Source organism: Jannaschia seohaensis, from assembly GCF_900116765.1.
GTDB lineage: Bacteria > Pseudomonadota > Alphaproteobacteria > Rhodobacterales > Rhodobacteraceae > Jannaschia > Jannaschia seohaensis.
The window spans coordinates 47,366-64,034 of record NZ_UETC01000004.1 but is presented as its reverse complement, the minus strand read 5'-3'; the positions used below and the strand labels follow the sequence as shown (position 1 = coordinate 64,034).

Here is a 16,669-nt window from a genome sequence, read left to right as displayed (position 1 = left end):
TGTCAGGTCCTTCCGTGCCGCCTCAGGCGGGAAAGTCGAAGCGCGCCGCGATACGGCGCACCCAAGGGCGAGACAGCGGGCTTTCGACCACGCCGCGCCCGCTATAGGCGTGAATGAAGCTTGGCATGGGTCCGTCCAGACCTACGATGCCGAGATGCTTGGCGACGCTACCGTCGCGCATCCGGAACAGCAGGCACTCCCCGGATGTCAGCGCCCGCTCGGGCGGGACCGGAACCAAATGGCGTAACGCCGCCCGCCAGAGCACCTCATCGCGCTGCGGCTCCGCCCAATCGGCACTGTATCGCGGTACGACCTCAGGCTCGTTGCCGTAGAGGGCCCGCCACACGCCACGGATCAGCCCCAGGCAATCCGTCCCCGCGCCCCGCACAGAGGCTTGGTGCATGTAGGGCGTGCCCAGCCACCGCCGCGCCTCATTGACGACGCGGTTCACAGCCGCCCGCCATCGTTACGCTTGCCCGATGTCGGATAGGCCATCAGCCAGTCGTCCCCAGGGATATGCGGAAACCCTCGAAAGTTCCAAAAGTTAGAGAACTTCGCGCGGCATGTCTCCGCCCGTTTGTCGCAGCCCGCCTCGACGCGAACCCGATCTCCCACAGCCAGATCGGCGCGCAGCGCGCCCCAAAGCTCGACACGCCGCTCGGCTTGTCCCACGTCGCGCTTTATCTGCTCCACAAGACCGGCCGCCGCCCCATCCAAGACCTCGATCCGACCCCGGGCGAACCAGCCATCCGCGAATGCCGCCAGCCCCGACAGGCTGAGCACCCGACCCTCCTCGACCGCATCCACGACGCCCTCGCCGAAGAAGGTGGGATCGGCCAAATCGACCCCGCAGCGCAAATCGCCCAGAACGGCATCACAGCGCGGCTGGTAGACGCGGCCCCGCACGCGGTTCAGAGCCTCCGAGAGCCCGCGCAGCTCGGCGGTAAAGGCGCCCTCGCCCACGCTCAATTCCCCAAGCGTCCCGCGAAACACCACTTCGAAAGCCGAGGGCAGCCGCCAATCCACGAGATAGGCCACCACGGCAGCATCATCCCACCGGCCCGCGCGCATGTCCGCTTCGGTCAGCCCATCGTGACGCAGTGCTCCGACGGCCTCGGTGTTGTCCACCGACAGCCCCGTGGCGGCCTCCAGCGCGCCTGCCGTCATCCCCGACTCCGCCACGCAGGTCACGCCATCCACCGTCAGCGAAGCATCGTGATCGGTGAAGCCGAACACACGACCATCCGTCCGCGTCAGCACCCAAGCCCGACAGATCGTGCTCACACCTCCCGCGAAGCGTCCCAGCAGACCGGTCATGCGCGCAGCTCCACGACCGGGACGTCCGGCACTTCGCCCGCCTGGAACCCCGCTGCCGAGATCCGGATCGCATCCGTGTCGAACCGCACCGGAACGTCGAAAGCGAAACCGGCCGAGACCACCAGCCCCGACCCTGGCGTGACGTTCAGACTGACGAGCCCCGTCGTCGGATCGACTGTGAACCCGGCGCCTTCGGCGACTTCGATTCCGTCCACCGCGACCCGCACACTGCCTTCCACCGGCTTGGTGATCGGCCGCACATAATCCGCGCCACCCGAGGCGTAGGTCTTCGTCAACGCGAATTCCGTCGCACTTCCGTCGCCAAAGCCGATCACCTGATCCCCAGGACCCGGCACCCCGGACGGCCCACAGGAAAGGTGATCCGCCCAGTCTTTCCACCTGAACCCATAGAGCCGCCCACGCCGTGCCTCGAAAAAGGCGATCAGCTCGGCCAGATTGTCTAGGGACCGCATCCCGATCCCCGCATCGTAGCGCCGCCGCGAATGAGCCCAGGGCGTGTTCCGCTCCTCATGCCCATTTGCCAGCGCGACGATCTCGGTCAGCCGCTCCGGCCCGCCGACGCTCCCGAAAGAGAGCGCCGTCGGAAACCGTATCTCGTGAAAGCCCATGGCTCACCTCCCTCAGCGATTGCGGGCGCCGCGCGCCAAGGCCCGCGACATCTCGGCGGCGACCTGACTGCGCGACCGCCGGAATCCGGCGACATCCGGCGTTGTGATGTTCATGTTCACGGTCACCGCCCCGCCTCCGGTCATCTCGACGCCCAGCCGCCCATCCGCGCCTCGACGCAGCGGCATGATCGCCTCCGGCCCCGCCTCGCCCATCAGCCCGGTGCCACCGCGCATCGGAAACGCCACCGGGCCCGAGACGACGCCCCCCGACGCGAAGGGCATCACCCGACCCTGCGCAAAAGAGGCACCGTCCGCGAAAGGCAGGATCCGGTTGATCCCCTGCGCCAAGGCGCCGCCCAGCGCGGTCTGCACCGGCTTCACGGCCGCGTTGTAGGTCGCGTTCACCATCGACCGGGCCAGCCCGCTCAGCGCGTCCGACAACTTCGTTCCGTCGAAGACGACCCCGTCGAAAGCCCGCTTCAGACTTCCGCCGAAGCTGCGCGACAGGCCCTTCACCTCGCGCTGCGTGAACAACATCTGTCCCTCTAGCGCCCCAAGCTCCCTGGTGAAGCGGGAGATGACCAGATGGCCGCCCCCCAGCTTCTCTTCCAAGGCGTCCAGCTCATCGCCGTATTTGCCGATCTCACGATCCATCACGTCCCTCCTTCATCGGGAAACCGAGCCGCCAGCGCCTCCAGCGCCGCGCGGTCCATCGGCAGCCGCCCGTCCCCATGCCCCAGCAGAAAGGCCAGCTCCGCCGGCGTCAGCGCCCAGAACACGGCGGGGCTCAGCCCCAGCCCGCGCATCCCCGCCCGCATCAGCGCGGACCAGTCGAACGTCCCGCTCATCCGCCCGGCAACGCGAAGGCGCGTCCCAGCAGCAACGCGGCCACCCGCGTGCACTCCAGCGGCCCGCCCTCGATCTCCGCGTCCAGCAGATTTCCCGCCCCGCCGGACCACCCGCCTCCGCGCAGCCCCGCCAGCAGCAATGCCGCCACGTCCCGCGCGGAGAAGCCCCCGGTCTCAAACCGCTCGACCAGCGCGACGAGACTGTCCGCCTCCATCGCCGCCTCCAGTTCGGCCAGAGCGCCCAAAGTCAGCTTCAGCACCCGGCGCTCCCCGTCGAGCGTCAGCGCCACCTCCCCGGCCCAAGGGTTCCCGTCCCCCATCAAAGCGCGGTGAAGCTCACCGCCCCCGCCGAGGCCAGCGCGATCTCATAGGTCGCCTCACCGTCATGGCTGCCCGCATATTCCAGCGACGTGATCTGGAATGGCCCCTCGACGGTCCCGAAATCCGGGATGATGATCCGGAACACCGGCACGGCGCCGTCGAAGAACATCGTCCGCGCCCGTGCATCCGAGGCCGCGTCGCGGAACACGCCCGAGCCCTGGATCGCCGCCGACTTCACGCCGCCCCCCAACAATTCGCGCCAGCCCCCCGCGCTCTCCAGCGAGGTCACGTCGATGCTGCCCGAGTTGAAGGTCAGCCGCGTGGCGCGCAGCCCCGCCATGGTCGCGAAGTTTCCGACCCCATCCAGATCGACCTTCAGCAAAAGGTCCTTGCCGCTTTGTACGCTCATAGTCCCACTCCTCAGGAATTGTCGTCGTCCACCCGCGCGCGGAACCACAGATCGATCCGCCGCGTGTTCTCGCCCTCGTCCCGCCGCGCCCGCGCCTTCAGGAAGCGCAGCGAGACCAGTCGTCCCCGCGTCAGGCTCAACGGCGCGCCCAGCAGCGCGTCCGAGACCAGCACCGCCGCCGCCTTGGCCGCCGAGTAGCCCTCGCGCTTCGTCACCACGCTGATCCGTAGGTCGTGCCGTGCGCCCTGCCCGGTCGCGTCGCCGATCCCGACCGCGTCTTCGGGCCCCAGCGCGATGAACAGATCCGGCGCCCGCTGCGGCACCACGTCATAGATCGCGCCGGCCAGCATCCCATCCAGCGCCGGGTCCGAGGCCAGGGTGCCATAGACCGCGGTCTGGAGGCTCGCGCCCATCGCATAGGTCATTCCACCACCTCCTCGGAGGCGAGGATCGTCATGTAGCGGTCGTTCGGATCGTTCTCGTGCACCGCATCGACGATGTAGCCGCGCCCGAGGTCGGACAGGCGATGGCCCGGCCAGGGCCGGGTCGGCTGATCCTGCGGTACCGCATGGGTCACGATCCGCACCGCCAGCCGCGGCGTCCGCCCGAATTCCGTCGGTCTCAGCTGGCCCGAGCGCATCCGCACCTCGCACCAATGCGCGCCGCGCATCTCCCAGCTCCGGGTCCAGCCACCCGCGCCGTCCTCCACGCGCGTGGGTGCCTCATGCGTCAGCCGCCGCGTCAGTTGCCGCGGCATCAGACCCGCGCCCCGATCCGAGCCGCCCGCCAGGGCGCGATCAACCGCTCCGCGGCCTTGGGCGCGTCCTCGCCCAGATCGAGCGCCTCCCCCCAGGCCAGCACCGCCTGCGCCAATTCCGCCGGAACCGCGTCCCAGTTCGCGAACCCGGCTTGCAGGATCACGCGAAGCTGCGCCGTCTCCGGCGGCGCCTTCGGCAGCTCCAGAACGGGACCCAACGTGTCCTCCAGGCGCAGCACGCCCCCCGTGATGGCCGAGGTGACGCCGCCCAACTCCTGCTCCACCGAGACCAACACCGCGTTCGGCCCGACCGGAACGGCGATGCGCGCGGCCCCGCCCGGCCCCGTCAACACGACCTCCCGCGCAATCAGGATCAGCCCGAGCCGCCGCTCGATCGTCGCGATCGCCGCGCGCAGGCGCAGCCGCAGCCGGTCCTCCTGGCCCGGCACCAGCGCATAGCCCTCCGCCAGGCGCATATGGGTGGCCAGCTGCGCCACCGGCAGCGCGGCATCCGCCAGCGCCTCGGTTTCCAAGACCCTCAAGACCATGCGGCCCTCCCGAAATTGCATGAAGTTCTGACGAGGCCGGCGGACCGCGCGTGCGGACCAAGCCGGGGGCCCTCCGGCCCCGCCCCCGCCGCCCGCGAGAGCGGCCGGCGGGATGGCGTCACGGGCGCGTGGCCCGCGACAGGATCACGAGATGGCGCATTTCAGCAGCTTGATCGCCGCGAAATCCGTGACGTCCCCGCCGACGCGCTTGGTGGCGTAGAACAGGACATGCGGCTTGGCCGAGAACGGGTCGCGCAGCACCCGCAAGTCCGGCCGCTCCGCAATGGTGTAGCCCGCCCCGAAATCGCCGAAGGCGACGCAATGAGCGTTCGCGCCCACATCGGGCATGTCCTCGGCGATCAGCACCGGGTAGCCCATCAGCTGCGCCGGCTGGCCCGCTTGCAGGCTGTCGGCCCACAGGAACCGCCCGTCCGCGTCCTTCATCTTCCGCACGGCGCCCGCCGTTTTGGAGTTCATCACGAAGGTCGCATTGGCCCGATACTTCGCGCCCAGCGCATAGACCAGGTCGACGATGGCATCCGACGGGCTGTTCGAATCGAAATCGGCGGCCGCGCCGGTCGGCACATAGCCGATATCGCCCCAACTCCAGGACGCATCCGGCACCGCTGTGTAGGTCAGGAAGCCGGTCGGCTTGTCGATGCCGTCTCCCGACACGAAGGCCGTGGCCTCGGCGGTCGCGAACTTGTCGGCAATCCGCCCGGCCAGCCAGCCCTCGATATCGAACGCCACGTCGTCCAGCAGCCGCTGCGACGCCTTCGGCAACGCCGACAATTCGTGCAGCGGGATCGAGATGCGGTCGAAGACGGGCGTGGTCGTCTCCGCGGTGGGCGCGCTCTCGGTGGCCCAGCCGGTGCCCAGTTCGGTATGGTCGACCAGCACATCGTAGGAGGTCGCCTCCACGTTCACGACATTGGCAATGGCCCGGATCGACGCCGCGCCCTTGAGCACCGAGGAGACCGTCTCGGCGGTCTGCGGATCGATCAAGTAGCCGCCCTCGGCCGAGACGGCCGTGTTCAGCGCCTTGCCCTCCAGGGACAGCGCGCGCAGCGCATCGTCGTCGCCCGAACGCAAGTAGAGGTCCATCGCCTTCTGATGAGGGGCCTCGGTCGATTGCGCCGTCTCCAGCTGCGGACGGTGGCTCTTGTAGGTCATGTTCAGACGCTCTTCCTGCTGTTGCATCTTCTGGGTCATCTCCGTTCGGAAGCCTTTGAGATCGCGGACCAATCCGGTCAGCGCCTCGGCGACTTCGCCGACGCCGTCATGGCTCATCGGGTCTCTCCTCTGGATGTCGGCGGCGTCAGTCGCGCGCCAGTTCAAGACGCGCGGCCCGAATGGCCTGCGCCACGTCGCGCAGGGGGTCCGCCTTGGCCCCCACCCGCGCACTGGGCAGCATCGGAAAGGTCACAAGCGACACCTCCCAAAGCTCCAGTTCCTGCAGGAGCCTGCGCCCCTGCCCGTCCCTCACGGCGCGTTTGACGGTGTAGCCGATGCTCAGCCCGTCCAGCGCCCCCGCCTCGATCAGGGCCGCAGCCTCCCGGGCCTTCTCCACGCCCTTCAGCAGCCGCCCCTCAACGCGCAGCCCGCGCGTGTCCTCGACCACGGCGTCCCAGACGCCGATCACCTGTGTCGGGTCATGCTGCCAAAGCATCTTGATGGCGCGCCCCTCGGCGCTGGCCCGCGCCAGGCTGTCGCAATAGGCGCCGGACTGGACCACGTCGCGGCCCCCGTCCTCGACGCCGAACCACGAGGCATAGCCGGTGATCCGGACACCGTCCGCCAGCCGCACCCGGGCATCCCCGTGCGCGAACTTCCGTTCCAAGGCCATGAGCCCCTCCCTCAAAGTTGGATCAGATACGTCACGCCCTGGGCCAGCACGGTCCCGGCCACGCCCATCACGGCCAGCCAGAGCCGCCGCTCCAGCCGCTCCAGCACGCCCTCGATATGCCGCAGCCGGAACGACAACGCGTCCCAGCGCTCCTCCAACACGCGTTCATTGGCCTCGATGCGGGCGTTCGCGGCGTCGAACGGCTCGTAGAGGAACCGCGACCCGCCCCGCTGGACGCTCACGCATCCCCCAAGGGCGGCAGACCCAGCCGCTCCCGTTTCTCGGCCGCCGTCAGGAAGTCGGCCTGCGCGATCCGCTGCCACTCGGCGTCCCGCTCCGCCTGCAAGGCGGGGATGCGGTCCCGGTCGGGCTGGATATCCAGCGCTTCGCCCATATGCGTCGACAGCCACCGCGCCACCGCATCCGAGACCCGCCCGACCAGCGGCAGCACCGTTAGCCGGTAGAAGGCCCGGTTGGCCTCAACGTAGTTTGCATAGGTCGCGTCGCCCGGGATCCCCAGCAGCATCGGCGGCACGCCGAAGGCCATCGCGATCTCACGGGCCGCGACTTCCTTGGTCTTCTGGAACTCCATGTCCGAGGGAGACAGCCCCATGCTCTCCCATTCCAACCCACCATCAAGCAGGATCGGCCGCCCCGCATTCCGCGACCCCTGATGATGCGCCTCCAGCGCGGCGGTCAGCTGGTCGAACTGTTCCTGGGTCAGCGGCGCTTCGCCGCGATGCACGATGGCGCCTGAGGGCCGCGCCGCATTATCCAGCAGCCCCTTCGACCAGGCCGAGGCCGCGTTGTGCACGTCGATCGCGCTTCCCGCCGCCTGGAACGGCGACAAGCCGTAATGGTCGTCGAGCGGGTGAAAGCTGCGGATATGCAGCACCGGCGACACCTCGCCGACCTTGAACCGATGCGACCGGCCCCCGACCGAATAGTCATAGGCCGCCGGCCACCCGTCCGGCCCCGGCACCACCGACATCCGGTCCGAGCGCAGAACATGCAGCTCCAGCGGCACGCCTTCCGGGCCGACCGCCTCCAGATAGGCGTCTCCCGACAGCAGAAGCTGCCCGAACAGAGCCTCGAACAGCTCCGCCCGGCCCTGCGTGCCGTTCGGCCGCCGCAGCAGGTCCATCACCGGATGCACCTCGAACCGCGCGGCGCCATCGCCCACGACAACGGGCACCGCCGCCGCCGCCTCCGCGATCAGCTTGACGGCCCGGAACCCGACCGGGTTCGAGGCGAACCCGCTCCGCGTCAGCGACACGGTATCGCGCGCCGACCAGACGTTCCGCCCGACCGTGCCCCAGGCGATGACGCGCCCCGCGGCCGAGGCTTTGACCTCCCGCCGCGCCGGCGCTGCATCCTGGTCCTTCCTGCCAAATCCGAACATCGGCCGTCCTTTCCGTCCGTTCCCAACAGAAAGGGGCGCCCCAGCGGCGCCCCTCTCTCAGTTCCGTCGCCCCGCCAGGGGCCTGTCACAACACCCGGACCGTCGGTCCCCCCCGCGCCCGCGCGGGGTCCAGCATCGCGTCCCACATCGCCCAGACCAGCGCATCGACCCGGTCGGGCGACCCGCGGCCCTGATAGCCGCCCGGTCCCATCCGGCACATCTGGTCCTCCAACCGGCCCAGCCCCCGCCGGTGCCGCACCCGCCCCTGCTCATAGAGCGCGGCGACAGGCTCCGCCCGGGCGCCCTTGGCCTGGCGGGCCGTCACCTTGCGATAGCTCACAAAAGGTGCCACCTGCCGCAACACGGCCTCGATCATCTCGCCGCCCTGGTTGCCCTCCGCGACCACGCGATCCGCGCCGAAATTCGCATAGGCCGCCGCCACCGCCGCCGCCCATTCGGTCGGCGAGGCCGCCGAGACGCTGGCATCCGCCAGCACCCAGGCCCGCCAGGTCGCGGGCGGCCCCTGCGTCACGGCGCCCACAACCACGATGCCCGTCTCGTCCGACGCCCCGCCCGAGCTCACCGCCGGGTCCACGCCCACGACCACCCGGTCGAATTCCGGCACCGCATCGACCCGCAGGGCATCCAGCGCCGCCGTCGTCCAGAATGCCCCCTCCATGTCCTCCAGCAGCACGCCGTCCAGCTCCTGCCGTCCCAGCCGCGTGCCCGCATATTTGGCCCGGACCTCCTCCAGGAAAGGCCGCGCCAGATGCGCCCGGTTCGCGTCCGTGGGCGCATGGGTCGAAACCGTCGAGGCCCGCCCCAGAAGCTCCTTCAGTACCTCGACATTGCGCGGCGTCGTCGTGACCACCGCTCGCGGATCGGTCCCGAGCCGCAGGCAGAACTGCAAATTGTCCCAGGTCTCCTGCCCCCGCTTCCACTTGGCCAACTCGTCCACCCAGGCCGCATCGAATTGCGGTCCCCGCAAGGCCTCCGGGTCATGGGCGCTGAAGGCCTGCGCCTCCGCCCCGTTGGGCCAGACCAGCTTGCGCTGCCCCGCCACCCAGCGGGGCCGCCTGTCGGGCGGGGTGCAAGCCAGAATACCGCTCTCCCCTTCGATCATCACGTCGCGAACCTGCTCGTAGGTCTCGCCCACCAAGGCGACGCGCCGGGCGCGCCCGGGCATCAAGGGTCGGCTTCCTTCGACCTGAGCACGGACCCATTCGGATCCGGCGCGGGTCTTCCCCGCGCCGCGCCCCCCCAGGATGACCCAAGTCCGCCAATCGCCCTCGGGCGCCACCTGATGCGGCAGCGCCCAAAAGTCGAAGAGCCAAGGCAACGCCCCCAGGGCGTTATCGCTCAGCCCCTCCATCCACGCCTGTCGCGCCTCCGGCGGCAGCGCGCAGATCGAGTCGGCGCCCGATCTCAGATCGGGCCGCATCGAGGTCGAGCCCGTCGCCTCCACGTTCGATCCGTCTTGCATCCTGGATCTTCCCTTCCAGTTCCACAGCCGAGAGCACGGCACGGGTCAGATCCCGCATGAGCCGGTCCAGATCGCTGCCCGTCTCGCCCCACGCCTCGGCGCTCCTGATATCGGCGACCTTGCGGTCGACCAGCTCCCGCAGCGTCTCCATGCTGCGGCGCGCGACCTCCGCGCGCGCATCCAATCCCTCCGGAACCAGCGTTCCGGCGGGCCTTACCCTCTCGTCTGTCATGTTAAGCTCCGTGCAGGTTGCCCCCGGTCCGCACGTCCCTAGAAACGAAAAAAGCGCCCCGATTTGGTTGCCCAAACCCTCGGCGCCTCGCCCATTTCTTCCAGCTTGACTGAAATGTCCCGGAGAGCGTTCGCCCGGTCAACCATGAAATCGCGCGGAGCACTCAATTTCACCCCAAGTAACTGACCACATACGCATTTCAGGCAGATCAAACCTCTACAGCTCCCGCCTCCGAGCAAGACGCCCCTCGCGGATCCAGGCCTCCGACGAACGCGTCTACGAGGTGCGAGACCGCCCCCGCGCCGCCGCGATCGAGCGCGACCGCACAGCTCAAATCGTCGGCGCCTGATCCCCTGATCCACACAAAAGAAAGCGGCCCAACGGCCGCCCTTTTTCGCTGTCAGGGAAACACGCCCCTAGTTCTCGACGCTCTCCCGCGCCGCTTCGATCGCCCGCCAAGCGGCAACGTTCTCGTTATGCTCGGCCAAGGTCTCCGCAAACGCGTGCCCGCCGGTCCCATCCGCGACGAAGAAGACATAATCCGTCTCCGCAGGGTCGACCGCCGCGCGAATGGCCGCCGCGCTCGGATTGGCGATGGGGCCGGGCGGCAGACCGTCGATGAGATAGGTGTTATAAGGCGTCATCCGGTCCAATTCGCTGCGCCGCAGCCCACGTCCCAGGCTGCCGCGCCCCTCGGTCACGCCATAGATGACGGTCGGGTCCGTTTGCAGCCGCATCCCTTGGTTCAGCCGGTTGACGAAGACGCCGGAGACCAGCGCCCGTTCCTCCGCCACCCCGGTCTCCTTCTCGATGATCGAGGCCAGCGTCAGCATCTCCAGCGGGTCCGCCAGCGGCAGGCCCGGCGCGCGGTTGGCCCAGGCCTCTGCGATGACCCGCTCTTGCGCGTCCTGCATCCGGTCGATCAGCGTGCCGGCCTCCGCACCGCGCGCGACCTCATAGGTATCCGGCGCCAGCGTGCCTTCCGCCGGAACGCCCAGCTCCTCGGCACCGGTCAGGAAATCCGCCGATTTCAGCCCCTCGATCACTTCCCAGGAGGTCAGGCCGGGCGCGACGGAGATGCGCCAGGTGATCGGCTCTCCGCTCTCGACAAGCGCGGTGTAGGCCTCCGGCACCGGATCCACCCCGGGCACGAAGGTCGCGATCTCGATCAAATCGCTGGAGCCCGGCTGCCGCTCTCGGACGCGCACCTCGGGCCCACTGGCCCTCAGCAGATGCGTCACCGTGTACGGGAAGACCGAAGGCCCTCCGGCGGTGATGATGTCGAGGATCTCCGGCATCGTCGCCCGGGCCGGGATCTCATAGGTGCCGAACTTGATCTCGTCGTCGCGCTCCGTGTAGCGCACGCCCAGGCGGAAAACGCTGTCGGAGACGATGATCCCCTGCCGCTCCAAAGCCGAACTCACCTGCGTCAGGTTCGCCCCCCGCGGCACCTCGAAAAAGGTCGGCTCGGCCAGGGGGCCCGGCTCCGACCATTGTGATTTCCCGATCTGGATGAGGCCGATCAGAACCACGATTCCGACGATCCCGAGGGTCATCGCATTGGCTGCGATATGCTTCCACATCCGAGGGTTACGCTCCGAAGTTGATTGGGCCGGCCTTAAGACGGCTTCGCGAGAACCAGCGAGGCATTGGTACCGCCGAACCCGAAGGAGTTCGACACGGCCACATCGATCTTGCGCCGCTCGGCGACCTTTGGCGCAAGCGACATCTTGGTCTCCGCGTCTGGCGCGTCGAGGTTCAGTGTGGGCGGAGCCACTTGATCGCGCAGGGCCAGCACGCAGAAGATCGCCTCGATGGCCCCGGCGGCCCCCAGCAAATGCCCGGTCGCCGACTTGGTCGAGGACATGGTGACGTTCGCCGCATGATCGCCCAGCACCCGCTCCACGGCGCCCAGTTCGATCGTGTCGGCCATGGTCGAGGTGCCGTGCGCGTTGACGTAATCGACGGCTCCGGGCTCCAGCTTGGCGTTGCGCAACGCCGCGCGCATCGCCCGCTCGCCCCCTTCGCCATCCTCAGACGGGGCCGTGATGTGGTAGGCGTCGCCCGACATGCCGTAGCCCACGACCTCGGCATAGATCTTGGCGCCCCGCGCCTTGGCGTGCTCGTACTCCTCCAGCACGACGATGCCGGCCCCCTCGCCCATCACGAAGCCGTCGCGGTCCGCGCTATAGGGCCGCGAGGCCTTGGTCGGGTCGTCGCCCCACTTGGTAGACAGCGCCTTGCAGGCGTTGAACCCGGCGATCCCGATCTCGCAGATCGGGGCCTCGGCGCCGCCCGCGACCATCACATCCGCATCGTCCAGCATGATCATCCGCGCCGCATCCCCGATGGCATGGGCACCCGTCGCGCAGGCCGTGACCGGCGCGTGGTTCGGCCCCTTGAAGCCGAAATGGATCGAGACCTGCCCGCCCACCAGGTTGATGAGCGAGGACGGAATGAAGAACGGCGACACCCGCCGCGCCCCCCGCTCCTTCAGCGTGATCGCGGTCTCGGCGATGGTCTCCAGCCCGCCGATCCCCGAGCCGATCATGACGCCGGTGCGCAGCTTGCCCGCCTCCCCCGGCGCCCAGCCGCTATCCGCGACCGCCTGCTGCGCCGCCGCCATCCCGTAGAGGATGAAATCGTCGACCTTGCGCTGCTCTTTCGGCGACATCCAATCGTCCGGGTTGAAGGTGCCGTCGCTGCCATCCCCGCGCGGGATCTCGCAGGCATAGGTCGTCGCCAGATGCGAGGCGTCGAACCGCGTGATCGTCCCCGCGCCCGACTGCCCGTCCAGCAGCCGCCGCCACGTCTCTTCCACGCCGCAAGCCAGCGGCGTCACCATTCCAAGTCCCGTCACGACAACGCGGCGCATGCCAGACCCTCCATCGTTTCGGCGCCAGATACGACGCGGGCATCCCGAGGTGCAAGGGCGCGTCAGCGCCCCTCGAAGGCAGCCGCTCGCTTCTCCAGGAAGGCCAGCACGCCCTCCTTGAAGTCCCGCGTCTGCCCCGCTTTCCCCTGCAACCGCGCCTCCAGCGCCAATTGCTCGTCCAGATTATTGTCGAAGCTCCCGCGGATCGCCTCCTTCACCGCCTTGTAGGCGACCGAAGGCCCGCGCGCGAGATGCCGCGCCCGCTCGTTCCAGACCTCGCGGAAATCCTCGTTCGGAACCGCCTCCCAGATCATCCCCCACTCCGCCGCCTGCCGGGCCGGGACCGGCTCCGCGAACAAGGCCGCGCCCATGGCTCGTGCCGTCCCGATCTGGCGCGGCAGCCAATAGGTGCCGCCCGCGTCGGGGATCAGCCCGATCCGCGTGAAGGCTTGCAGGAAGACCGCGCTCTCAGTCGCGATCACCACGTCACAGGCCAGCGCGAGGTTGGCCCCGGCCCCGGCAGCGGGACCGTTGACGGCGGCGATGGTCGGGATGCCGCAATCGAAGATCGCCCGCAGCATCGGCTCGTATTCGTCGCGCAGCGTCCGCTCCAGGTTGAGATCGTTCATGTTGGCCCGGTCGCCCAGATCCTGACCGGAGCAAAACGCCTTGCCCTTGCCGGTCATGACCAGCACCCGCGCCTGTTCCTCGGCGGCACCGACCGCGTGGAGGATCTCGGCCCGCATCTGCGTCGACAGCGCGTTCATCACCTCGGGCCGGTTGAATTGGAGCACCGCGACATCGTCGCGGACGCTCAGGCGGATCGTGTCGTAGTCCATCGGACCCTCCGGGATTGCGGGGGCGAAGGTAGCCGCCCCCGTCCGGAGGCGAAAGCCCTACCCGACGGCACGGATCAAGGCGCGCTGCGTGGCGTCGGGCCGCCGCTCGACCCTGCGATATGCCGACCCGTCACGGGTGCGCCAGAGCATCCCCTCGCCGACCATCTCGCGCCGGATCCCCGCCGCGTCACGGAAGGTGCAGCGGGCATGGATCCGGTCCGAAACGCCCCGCTCGTCCCAAAACTCCCCGGCCGGGAGCCGCGCCCAGATCGGCCAGAGGCAGAGCAGCCGCAGCGACCGCTTCACCGGCCAGCCCGTGAAGCGTCCGGCCGTATCGAACCACGCCGCCGCCTTGCGCACCGCGCTCAGGTCCGGTGGCGCCTCCGCGTCCGGCGCTTGGCGCAGAGCCTTCAGATGCTGGAAGTTCCGAAATCCCCCGGCCCGCGCCAGCGCGTTCAACACCGTCTGATGGGACGCCTCCAGGGCGAGATCGGCGCGCAGGGTTCGGGTGAAGGCGGACAGGTCGTCCACCACCAGGGGAATGGCCTCACGGGTCATGGCAGGTCTCCGGTCGCGCGTCCTTGCGGTGGTCGAGGGGCCGCCCTTGCCCGCCGGACGCAGCGGAGCTTATCGGAGGTGACTGGCAGGTTCAGCATGTCCCGACAGGGACGGCGGCGCCTCGGTGAACTGCGGACCGTGGGTCGGGCTTAGCCGTCTCCGCGGCCTTCGGTCAACTCCCGCAGCCGCGCCTCTTCCGCCTCGCTCAGCGTGTCCGTGGGCGCGGCCGTCCGCTGCCCCCGGATATGCGCCACCGCCACGCCCGCCCCAAGCAGGAGCAAAGCCAGCGGCGCCCCCCAGAGCAACAGAGTCGAGCCGGTCGCGGGCGGGTTCAACAGCACGTATTCCCCGTAACGATCGACCAGGAAGTCGATCACCTCCGCGTCGCTATCCCCGGCCACGAGGCGCTCCCGGATCAGCAGACGCAGATCGCGCGCCAGATCGGCGTTGCTCTCATCGATCGACTCGTTGCGGCAGACGAGGCAGCGGATACCGCCAGAAATATCCCGCGCCCGCCCCTCCAGGACCGGGTCGTCCAGCACCTCGTCTGGCTGCACGGCGGCGACGGGCGCCACGCTCAGGAACAGAGCGGCGATGTAGGGTGGGCAGTTTGCCCACCACCCCCTGCGCCGACTCATTCCGCCGGGACCGGCTGCGGCGCGGTCTTCCGCGCGCCGGCCGCCACGCGATACCGGCGGTCGGTCAGAGAGACGATCCCGCCCAGCGCCATGATGATCGCGCCGCCCCAGATCCAGTTCGCGAAAGGCTTGATGTAGACCCGCACGGCCCAGCCTCCGCCCTGTTGCGGATCGCCGATCACGGCATAGACATCGCGGGTAAAGCCATTGTCGATGCCCGCCTCGGTCGTCGGCATCTGCGCCACCGGATAGATCCGCTTCTCGGCGGGCAGCACGCCGATGTCGCGCCCGTCCTCATAGACATGCATCTGCGCCAGGGTGGAGATGTAGTTCGGCCCCTGCACCCGGCGCACGTCCTCCAACACGACCTCGTAGCGCCCCAACTCCATCCGGTCGCCGACATCCATGACGGCGATCTTCTCTTGCTCCCAGGCGACCAGCGCGGCGACCCCGAAGATCGTGATCCCGAGACCGCCATGGGCCAGGGCCTTGCCCCAATCCGCCCCCGGCAGGCGCGTCAGCCGAGACAGCCGGTTCGACAGAGCCCCGCGTCCCGTCCGCGACCACAGGTCGATCCCGGCACCAACCACAAGCCAGACGCCCAGGGCCGCGCCGAGCGGCCCGCCCAGCGACTTCTCCGTCTCGATCGCCCAGATCAGTCCCGCGATCGCGACAGCCAGGGCGGCGGCGGGCCACATCTTGCGGAACGTCGTCACCGTCCCCCGCTTCCACGGCAGGATCGACCCCAGCGGCAGGATGATCGCGATGGCGATGACGAAGGGCGTGAAGGCCGCGTTGAAGAAGGGCGGACCCACCGACAGCTTCCGGTCGAACAGAAGCTCCGCGATCAGCGGCCAGATCGTCCCGATGAACACCACGAAGCAGCTCACCGCCAGCAGCAGATTGTTGGCCACCAGCGCGCTTTCGCGGGAGACGACGCCGAACACGCCCTTGGCCTGCATCAACGGCGCGCGCCACGCATAAAGCAACAGCGCCCCACCGGTGAAAATACCGAGGATGGCCAGGATGTAGACGCCGCGCTCCGGGTCGTTCGCGAAGGCGTGGACCGAGGTCAAAACGCCGGAGCGGACGATGAACGTGCCGACCAGGGAAAAGCCGAAGGCCAGGATCGCCAGAAGGATGGTCCAGGATTTCAACGCCTCCCGCTTCTCCACCACGATGGCGGAATGCAGCAGGGCAGCGGCGATCAGCCAGGGCATGAAGGAGGCGTTCTCGACCGGATCCCAGAACCAGAACCCGCCCCAGCCCAACTCGTAATAGGCCCACCAGGAACCCAGCGCGATACCGATGGTGAGAAACAGCCAGGCCGCCAGGGTCCAGGGCCGCACCCAGCGCCCCCAGGCGGCGTCGACGCGCCCCTCAAGCAGTGCCGCCACGGCAAAGCTGAACGCCATGCTGAGGCCCACATAGCCCAGATAGAGGAACGGCGGATGGAAGGCCAAACCGGGATCCTGCAACAGCGGGTTTAGATCCTCGCCGTTGAACGGCGGCACGGCCAGCCGCTCGAACGGGTTCGAGGTAAACAGGATGAAGGCGTAGAACGCGACCCCGACGCTCGCCTGCACGCCCAGCACCCGGGCACGCAATGTCGTCGGCAGTTGCGATCCGAACCACGCGGCCGCCGCCCCGAACAGCGCCAGGATCAGCACCCAGAGCAGCAGGGATCCCTCGTGGTTCCCCCAGACCCCAGTCACCTTGTAGAGCATCGGCTTGTCGGTGTGAGAGTTCAGAACCACCAGCCGCAGCGAGAAATCCGAGGTCACGAAGGCATAGGTCAGCGCCGCGAAGCTGAACCCGACCAGGAGCACCTGAACGGTGGCAGCCGGCGACGCGACCGCCATCCATCCGCTCCATCGGTAATGGGCGCCGATGAGCGGGATCACCATCTGCACGAGGGCCGTGGCGAAGGCGAGGACGAGGGCGAAATGGCCGAGTTCTACGATCAT

22 protein-coding genes are annotated in these 16,669 nt (G+C 68.8%); all 22 read right to left on the bottom strand.

Going from position 1 to position 16,669, the window contains the following annotated elements; all coding sequences use genetic code 11:
• Nucleotides 1–22: 22 nt before the first annotated feature.
• Nucleotides 23–451, bottom strand: a complete 429-nt coding sequence (locus DTQ71_RS10590; RefSeq protein ID WP_109564271.1) for a C40 family peptidase — start codon at nt 449–451, stop codon at nt 23–25.
• Entirely contained in the window at nt 448–1,317 is an 870-nt protein-coding gene (locus DTQ71_RS10585) for a DUF2163 domain-containing protein (protein WP_109564270.1), read from the bottom strand. Before DTQ71_RS10585 ends, DTQ71_RS10590 begins: the two co-directional genes overlap by 4 nt.
• Entirely contained in the window at nt 1,314–1,946 is a 633-nt protein-coding gene (locus DTQ71_RS10580; RefSeq protein ID WP_109564269.1) for a DUF2460 domain-containing protein, read from the bottom strand. The genes DTQ71_RS10585 and DTQ71_RS10580 overlap by 4 nt, the downstream gene beginning before the upstream one ends.
• A gap of 12 nt (nt 1,947–1,958) precedes the next feature.
• Complete coding sequence (locus DTQ71_RS10575; RefSeq protein WP_109564268.1) at nt 1,959–2,600, bottom strand: phage tail tape measure protein; 642 nt, start codon at nt 2,598–2,600, stop codon at nt 1,959–1,961.
• Complete coding sequence (locus tag DTQ71_RS10570) at nt 2,600–2,794, bottom strand: rcc01693 family protein (protein ID WP_109564267.1); 195 nt, start codon at nt 2,792–2,794, stop codon at nt 2,600–2,602. The genes DTQ71_RS10575 and DTQ71_RS10570 overlap by 1 nt, the downstream gene beginning before the upstream one ends.
• A complete protein-coding gene (locus tag DTQ71_RS10565; protein WP_109564266.1) occupies nt 2,791–3,114 on the bottom strand; it encodes a gene transfer agent family protein in 324 nt (107 codons plus the stop codon). Before DTQ71_RS10565 ends, DTQ71_RS10570 begins: the two co-directional genes overlap by 4 nt.
• Nucleotides 3,114–3,524 (bottom strand): phage major tail protein, TP901-1 family, encoded by a 411-nt coding sequence (locus tag DTQ71_RS10560; RefSeq protein WP_109564265.1) that lies wholly within the window; start codon nt 3,522–3,524, stop codon nt 3,114–3,116. The genes DTQ71_RS10565 and DTQ71_RS10560 overlap by 1 nt, the downstream gene beginning before the upstream one ends.
• A gap of 11 nt (nt 3,525–3,535) precedes the next feature.
• Entirely contained in the window at nt 3,536–3,949 is a 414-nt protein-coding gene (locus DTQ71_RS10555) for a DUF3168 domain-containing protein (protein WP_109564264.1), read from the bottom strand.
• Nucleotides 3,946–4,281, bottom strand: coding sequence for a head-tail adaptor protein (locus tag DTQ71_RS10550; protein WP_109564263.1), 336 nt, complete (start codon nt 4,279–4,281; stop codon nt 3,946–3,948). The genes DTQ71_RS10555 and DTQ71_RS10550 overlap by 4 nt, the downstream gene beginning before the upstream one ends.
• Nucleotides 4,281–4,829 (bottom strand): head-tail connector protein, encoded by a 549-nt coding sequence (locus tag DTQ71_RS10545; RefSeq protein ID WP_170125397.1) that lies wholly within the window; start codon nt 4,827–4,829, stop codon nt 4,281–4,283. Before DTQ71_RS10545 ends, DTQ71_RS10550 begins: the two co-directional genes overlap by 1 nt.
• A 144-nt stretch (nt 4,830–4,973) precedes the next feature.
• The gene (locus DTQ71_RS10540; RefSeq protein ID WP_109564261.1) at nt 4,974–6,119 is read right to left on the bottom strand and encodes a phage major capsid protein; all 1,146 of its coding nucleotides are present in this window, start codon (nt 6,117–6,119) and stop codon (nt 4,974–4,976) included.
• A gap of 28 nt (nt 6,120–6,147) precedes the next feature.
• Nucleotides 6,148–6,675, bottom strand: a complete 528-nt coding sequence (locus tag DTQ71_RS10535; RefSeq protein WP_109564260.1) for an HK97 family phage prohead protease — start codon at nt 6,673–6,675, stop codon at nt 6,148–6,150.
• An 11-nt stretch (nt 6,676–6,686) separates the two neighbouring features.
• Nucleotides 6,687–6,917 (bottom strand): GTA head formation protein, RCAP_rcc01685 family, encoded by a 231-nt coding sequence (locus DTQ71_RS10530; RefSeq protein WP_109564259.1) that lies wholly within the window; start codon nt 6,915–6,917, stop codon nt 6,687–6,689.
• Entirely contained in the window at nt 6,914–8,077 is a 1,164-nt protein-coding gene (locus tag DTQ71_RS10525) for a phage portal protein (RefSeq protein ID WP_109564258.1), read from the bottom strand. The genes DTQ71_RS10530 and DTQ71_RS10525 overlap by 4 nt, the downstream gene beginning before the upstream one ends.
• Nucleotides 8,078–8,162: 85 nt before the next feature.
• A complete protein-coding gene (locus DTQ71_RS10520) occupies nt 8,163–9,449 on the bottom strand; it encodes a DNA-packaging protein (RefSeq protein WP_245947465.1) in 1,287 nt (428 codons plus the stop codon).
• The gene (locus DTQ71_RS24260; RefSeq protein WP_245947422.1) at nt 9,430–9,792 is read right to left on the bottom strand and encodes a hypothetical protein; all 363 of its coding nucleotides are present in this window, start codon (nt 9,790–9,792) and stop codon (nt 9,430–9,432) included. Before DTQ71_RS24260 ends, DTQ71_RS10520 begins: the two co-directional genes overlap by 20 nt.
• Nucleotides 9,793–10,208: 416 nt before the next feature.
• Nucleotides 10,209–11,375, bottom strand: a complete 1,167-nt coding sequence (gene mltG, locus DTQ71_RS10515) for an endolytic transglycosylase MltG (RefSeq protein ID WP_109564256.1) — start codon at nt 11,373–11,375, stop codon at nt 10,209–10,211.
• Nucleotides 11,376–11,410: 35 nt separating this feature from the next.
• Nucleotides 11,411–12,667, bottom strand: coding sequence for a beta-ketoacyl-ACP synthase II (fabF, locus tag DTQ71_RS10510; RefSeq protein WP_109564255.1), 1,257 nt, complete (start codon nt 12,665–12,667; stop codon nt 11,411–11,413).
• 62 nt (nt 12,668–12,729) lie between these two features.
• Complete coding sequence (locus tag DTQ71_RS10505) at nt 12,730–13,506, bottom strand: enoyl-CoA hydratase-related protein (RefSeq protein WP_109564254.1); 777 nt, start codon at nt 13,504–13,506, stop codon at nt 12,730–12,732.
• 57 nt (nt 13,507–13,563) lie between these two features.
• Complete coding sequence (locus DTQ71_RS10500) at nt 13,564–14,064, bottom strand: DUF2087 domain-containing protein (protein WP_109564253.1); 501 nt, start codon at nt 14,062–14,064, stop codon at nt 13,564–13,566.
• A 149-nt stretch (nt 14,065–14,213) separates the two neighbouring features.
• Nucleotides 14,214–14,702, bottom strand: coding sequence for a cytochrome c-type biogenesis protein (locus DTQ71_RS10495; protein ID WP_109564252.1), 489 nt, complete (start codon nt 14,700–14,702; stop codon nt 14,214–14,216).
• On the bottom strand, nt 14,699–16,669 hold the full coding sequence (locus DTQ71_RS10490; protein ID WP_109564251.1) for a heme lyase CcmF/NrfE family subunit: 1,971 nt from the start codon (nt 16,667–16,669) through the stop codon (nt 14,699–14,701). Before DTQ71_RS10490 ends, DTQ71_RS10495 begins: the two co-directional genes overlap by 4 nt.